This is a genomic window from Bradyrhizobium sp. SBR1B (assembly GCF_014198205.1).
GTDB lineage: Bacteria > Pseudomonadota > Alphaproteobacteria > Rhizobiales > Xanthobacteraceae > Bradyrhizobium.
In genome coordinates this window covers 1-5643 of record NZ_JACIHC010000057.1, presented here as the reverse complement: position 1 = coordinate 5643, position 5643 = coordinate 1, and the positions used below count along the sequence as shown (strand labels likewise).

The 5643-nt window shown below is 60.2% G+C and carries 5 protein-coding genes and 3 pseudogenes; 1 reads left to right on the top strand and 7 read right to left on the bottom strand.

Annotated features, from left to right (window positions below; genetic code table 11):
- Positions 1-89: 89 nt before the first annotated feature.
- A pseudogene (locus tag GGD61_RS39895) lies at positions 90-405 on the bottom strand (integrase core domain-containing protein); the annotation flags it as partial.
- 109 nt (positions 406-514) lie between these two features.
- Positions 515-763, bottom strand: a pseudogene (locus tag GGD61_RS39890) (transposase domain-containing protein); the annotation flags it as partial.
- Between the two features lie 511 nt (positions 764-1274).
- On the opposite strand from GGD61_RS39890, the gene ltrA reads away from it, so the two are divergent.
- The gene (ltrA, locus tag GGD61_RS39885) at positions 1275-2687 is read left to right on the top strand and encodes a group II intron reverse transcriptase/maturase (protein ID WP_246786220.1); all 1413 of its coding nucleotides are present in this window, start codon (positions 1275-1277) and stop codon (positions 2685-2687) included.
- Here the strand turns inward: ltrA and GGD61_RS41395 are convergent.
- The 5 genes and pseudogenes from GGD61_RS41395 to GGD61_RS39870 form a co-directional block, all read right to left on the bottom strand.
- Positions 2601-3230: a transposase gene (locus GGD61_RS41395; protein WP_312012859.1), complete on the bottom strand. Its 630-nt coding sequence runs from the start codon at positions 3228-3230 to the stop codon at positions 2601-2603. The genes ltrA and GGD61_RS41395 overlap by 87 nt on opposite strands.
- Entirely contained in the window at positions 3119-4105 is a 987-nt protein-coding gene (tnpC, locus tag GGD61_RS39880; protein WP_283814601.1) for an IS66 family transposase, read from the bottom strand. The genes GGD61_RS41395 and tnpC overlap by 112 nt, the downstream gene beginning before the upstream one ends.
- A gap of 69 nt (positions 4106-4174) precedes the next feature.
- The gene (gene tnpB, locus GGD61_RS41135; RefSeq protein WP_312012860.1) at positions 4175-4480 is read right to left on the bottom strand and encodes an IS66 family insertion sequence element accessory protein TnpB; all 306 of its coding nucleotides are present in this window, start codon (positions 4478-4480) and stop codon (positions 4175-4177) included.
- Positions 4419-5168: a cache domain-containing protein gene (locus GGD61_RS41130; protein ID WP_246786222.1), complete on the bottom strand. Its 750-nt coding sequence runs from the start codon at positions 5166-5168 to the stop codon at positions 4419-4421. The genes tnpB and GGD61_RS41130 overlap by 62 nt, the downstream gene beginning before the upstream one ends.
- A 90-nt stretch (positions 5169-5258) precedes the next feature.
- A pseudogene (locus tag GGD61_RS39870) lies at positions 5259-5549 on the bottom strand (integrase core domain-containing protein); the annotation flags it as partial.
- Positions 5550-5643 lie beyond the last annotated feature (94 nt).

Genomic DNA, 5643 nt, shown 5'->3' with positions numbered 1-5643 from the left:
CCCCGCCGCGCACGCACCATCTCCGAATCTCGTCGGAGCCAATGAATCACGGTCACCGGTCGACGGCGAGTGCCTTTTTCAACAGCCTGCTAGGTGTTTAGTCCCGGCATTTGCTGGAGCGGGTTGAGTTTGAATCGTTCGGGCTGGGAAGTTCCAGCATTTGCAAATGTATTCGTAGGGTGTGAGGCCCTTCAGGGTCTTCAGCCGCCGAGCAGAGTTGTAGGCGTTGATGAAGCCGGCAAGGTGAGCTTCGAGCTGATCGTGTCGATCGTAGTAATAGCGTTGGACGGTCGCTTCCTTGATCGTGCGGTTCATCCGTTCGACCTGGCCATTGGTCCAGGGATGCTTGATCTTAGTCAGCCGATGCTCGATCCCGTTCTCCCGGCAGCGCATGTCGAACATATGCGTGTCGTATCTTGCTGTCGGGCCGTCCGCCTAGCGCGGTGGGAAGGTGAACTGGATCCCATTGTCCGGTGAGAACCGTGTGGATCTTGGTAAGCGCTTAGCCGTCACCCTATTGATGCGGGCTTGACGCTTTGCGGAATCGCCACGGCATGAGGTCTTCGATCCTGCTGTGGGGATGGCCGTCGATGATCGCCTCGAGTGTTTCGGCGATGTAGGCAGCAGGGTTTACGTCGTTGAGTTTGCAGGTGGCGACGATCGAGGCGAGCAAAGCCCAGTTTTCCGCCCCGATTTCATGTCCGGCGAAGAGCGCGTTTTTCCTGGTCAAGCAGATCGGCCGGATGGCGTTCTCGACCGGGTTGGTGTGTGTGCCTTGCAAGGCGCACTGTTCTCCCTGGTGGAAACCCAGGCCGGCTAACTCTCGCTCCAGCCGGAAGTATTCGGGGCGGGTCAGGAGGCGACGAATGACCTGAAGCACTCCGAAAATGAGCCCTTTCGAGGGTCGACGGTCCGCGCGGGCCGCAACGTGAGTGAACATTGAGCAGGCCTCGAAATGTCGTTGTGGGAGCCGACCCGCCATTCTAACGGGGAAGGCCGATGCCGTGGGGGAAGCGAGCGAGAAACGCATCCCAAGGTCCCACCGGGGTAGTGATGGCAGCACGCGCGGGACATGGACAGTGAGCAACAAGGGAAGTCTGCCGCCGTGGGTGGGCACAAGCCGACACCCAACGACGAACCCGTGAGGGCCAGCGTCGGCGGTAGCAGATGGCGGATGGGTTCGTAGTACCGGTGATGTCGGGTAACGCCGACGGAGGAAAGGGACCCTGACTCGATGCATGCGAGAACGATAGTTGAGAACACGGCGATTGGTGATGAACCTAGCAACACCGGAAATATCCGTTCAGAAACTTCAAACCTCGCTGCAGGCGAAAGCTAAGGCTGAACCGGACTATCGATTTTACTCTCTTTGGGACAAAGTCTGCAGACTGGATGTGCTGGAAGAAGCCTACAGGCGCTGCCGCGGAAATCGGGGCGCTCCTGGGGTGGATGACGTCACATTTGCTCAGATCGAAACCGAGGGACGCGAGCGATGGCTGGAAAATGCCAGAGAGGAGCTGATGTCGGGCAACTACCGACCACAGCCCCTGCTGAGGGTATGGATACCGAAGAGTAATGGCGGACGTCGACCGCTTAGCATTCCAACCGTAAAAGACCGGACGGTCATGACGGCGGCGATGCTGGTGATCGGCGCCATCTTCGAAGCGGACCTGCTGGACAACCAGTATGGCTTCCGCCCGAAACTGGACGCCAAGATGGCGGTGCGCCGCGTGTTCTGGCACATCAGAGACCATCGACGATCGGAGATCGTCGACGCGGATTTGAGGGATTACTTCACCTCGATCCCGCATGTACCACTGGTGAAATGCCTTACACGCAGGATCGCCGACGGTCGGCTCCTCTCAATGATCAAAGACTGGCTGACAGTCGCGGTTATCGAGAGAGACGGTCGGCGAACCACAAGGACGGCGGAGGCCCGTACGAAGAAAAGAGGAACTCCACAAGGCTCACCTCTGAGCCCGCTGTTGGCGAATCTCTACTTTCGTCGGTTCCTGCTGGCTTGGCGCAAACACGGACACCAAGACCAACTCGATGCGCATATCGTGAATTACGCGGATGACTTCGTGATCTGCTGTCGCCCCGGCTCGTCCGAGACGGCAATGGTGCGGATGCAGACGCTAATGAACAGGCTTGGGTTGGAGGTGAACGAGACCAAGACGCGGCTCGCTCGGGTCCCGGAGGATAGCGTAACATTCCTCGGGTACACGATCGGGCGCTTCTATGGAAAAGGAGGTCAAGCCTTTCTGGGCACAAGGCCTTCCAAGAAAGCCATTCGACGATTGCTCAAACAGATCCATGACCGCACGACACGTCAGTGGTACCCGGACACACCGGAGAACACTGTGGCTGTCATCAACCGCATCCTACGCGGTTGGTGCGGCTACTTCGACCAAGGCCCAGTGGTGGAAACTTACAACCTCATTCGGCAATACGTCGATCGTCGTCTACGACATTGGTTGGTTCAGCGCACTGGGGCGCGTGGGCGAGGCTTCAGGCGTTACTCGCAGGAGTACCTGCACGAAACGCTTGGCCTCTATCGCCTCCCCAGAGCGCGCGCCGACATGCCGAGAGCGAAGGCTTCACGGATCGAGAGAAAGCCGGGTGCGGGAAATCCGCATGCCCGGTTTGACGAGCGGCGACTGGAAACGGAGCATGGTCCGAAATGAGGCACCGGCACTCAGCGAAAGCTGCCGGCCAACGGCAACTCCTCGGAACCTGTAGCCACCGCGCCAGTCGTCGACTCTACCGAGCTCGAGACGCCCGTCTTCGAGGAAGCGGGTCAGCCCCTGCCAATGATTGAGCGCATAGCGGATATCCTCGGCGAGCGTCGAACCGCTGGAGATCATCGACAGCTGTTTCTCGAACCAGGACTTCAACGCGGCGACCATGGGCAGCGAGTGCTCCTTGCGCGCGGCCAGCCGGATGTCCGGCGACGCGCCGCGCACCATGGCTTCGATGGCGTAAAGCTGGGCGATGTGCCGAATGGCGGCCTCGGCGATCGGCGACTTGCTGTTGCGGGCCAATTTCACAAAGCGCCGGCGCAAATGGCTCCAGCAATGCACGAGCGTCCAAGGCCCTTGCGGTCGAACGACTTCGGTCATCCGGTCATATCCGTCATAGGCATCGCATTGCAGGAAGCTTCCGCCAAAGCCGTCCAGGAACTGCTCCGCGAAGGCGCCGCTGCGACCGGGGGCATATCGGAACAACACGATCGGTGGACTTGGACCGCTGTGGCCACGGTCGTCTGACGCGATCGCACCCAGAAGTAGCCTTTCTTGGTTTGACCTCGCCCCGGATCAAGCACCGGTGCCGTGGTCTCGTCCATGAACAGGCGATCCGCCATGGCCAGGTGGCGGCGCATGTGGTCCGCGATGGGCTGAAGATGGAAGCAGGCGCGGCCGGACCAGTTGCCCAGAGTCGCCCGATCAAGCCGAATGCCTTGACGCGCATAGATCTCGGCCTGACGATAAAACGGCGTGTGGTCGCCAAACTTGGAGACGATCACATGAGCGATAGCCGCTTCGGTCGGCAGCCCGCCGGGCACGACGTGTTCCGGTGCGTGCGCCTGCGCGACAGGGCCCGAGCAGCGGCGACAGATGTATTTCGGGCGGCGTGTGACCAGCACGCGCCATTGCGCCGGGATCACGTCGAGTCGCTTGCTGACGTCCTCGCCGATCTTCGTCATGGCGCCGCAACCGCACGGAGAGAGCGTGCTCGCAGGCTCGATGATCCGTTCCACTCGCGGTAAATGGGCAGGCAGACAGCCGCGATTGCGATGGGAGCCTCGATCCGGATCGCTGCGCGATCGGCCCTGGATGACCTTCTCGGCTCTTTCCTGCGCCGCGTCCAGAATGCCTTGCGCGATCTCCACGTCTTCGAGCGGCAAATGGTACTGATCTGGTCGTAGCTTCTCGGATTTCGAGCCGAACTTGTCGCGTCGCAATTCGCCGAGAATGACCTCCAGCCGACGCCGCGCTTCCTCCGATGCCGCCAGTGCCCCCTGATGCTCGCTCAAGGTCGCCTGCGTTTGCGCCAGAAGCGCCTTTAGGCGTTCGTTTTCGTCGTGCAGTGTCGCGATGCTCATGCGCTATTTCGAGCACATCGCCGTCGCCCATGCCACGATCAAAATAGCTGCCGAGTCATTCTGCCGCAGTTATCCCGCCACCTGCGGGCGCCGTGCTTCTTCCGGGCGGACCAATCTCCAATCCAGCCCTTCGAACAAGGCAGCGAACATCGCCGGCGACATGCGCATCACTTCGTCCGCGATCGTTGGCCAAACGAACTTGCAACCTTCGAGGCGTTTGTGCACCAACACCAGACCCGTTCGATCCCAGACCAAAATCTTGATCCGGTCCGCTCGTTTCGATCGGAACACGAAGGCTGCGCCGCTGAACGGATCAAGACGAATCATCTCCTGTACCTTCGCCGCAAGCCCGTCGTGGCCACAGCGGAAGTCGATCGGCCGCGTGGCAACGTAAACGTTCGCGCAGAGACGCAGTGGTGACGCGACTAGCCGCAAGCGCGGAGCCGATGTTGAGCGGCTTGTTGATAAGATCCGGCGGACCAAACAGGACGGTTCGATCCCCCGAAAGCAGCAGCACGTCAATGCCAGGTACTTGTAACGAGTCCATGCCTTCTGCGACCCATTTCCAGTCAAGGTGGGCGCCGATGACCCCGGCAACGGAGCCGGCGTGGCGCAACGGCGCTGCCAGGTCGATAAACCGATAGGGCTCACGAGATGCAGGCAACTGGGTGGCCAGTAGTTGAGCGGCATGCACATCGATAGCCGCCGGCGAGACAAGGCCCCGTCTGAACCAAGGTCGCTGTGCGACGCTTACTCCTTCGAGCATGCCGTCTTTAGCCGCGAGAATGGTCCCTTCGAGATCCGCGACGCCGAGCCAAGTGTAGCGTCGATCAAGGCGGCTCAAGAAGTCGATGTGTACTCGCGCATTCTTAAGATCTGTTGGGTCAATGAGCTCAGCGGACCGCGCTACATCCATCCAGACCCCATAGAGCCGGCGGGCCAACAGCGCGGAACTCATTTCGCCGCGAATTCTTAACGCGTCGAACTGCAGCTTTTCTCCCCCTTGCTGTAGCAAGGCCGTGTAGATCGTGGCGGTCACCACCGCCGGTACCAATATGAGCAAGGCGCCTCCACAGAACACCAAGGAGAGTAGGCTCGGTCTTTTCGGCATCTCTGAACCGCCCCGGGTTTGCCGGAGGCCATTTGGTTTAAGTTATGCCGCCATGGCCGGTTGTTCCAGCATGGCGTAGTAGCGATGCTCGGCTTCAGCCGGCGGAATGTTGCCGATGGGCTCCAGGAGCCGCCGGTTGTTGAACCAGTCCACCCATTCCAGGGTCGCGAGCTCAACGGCTTCGAAGCTTCGCCATGGCCCGCGCCGATGGATCACCTCGGCCTTGTAGAGACCGTTGATGGTTTCGGCGAGAGCGTTGTCATAGGAATCTCCAACACTTCCGACAGAAGGCTCGACACCAGCTTCAGCCAGGCGTTCGGTGTACTTGATGGATTGGGCGGATTCAAACGGTCGTCGCAACACCGATTGTTTTCACTCATGACAGCAGTTCGTCAAGCGCTTCTGCCGGCGTTTTCCAGCCCAGCGT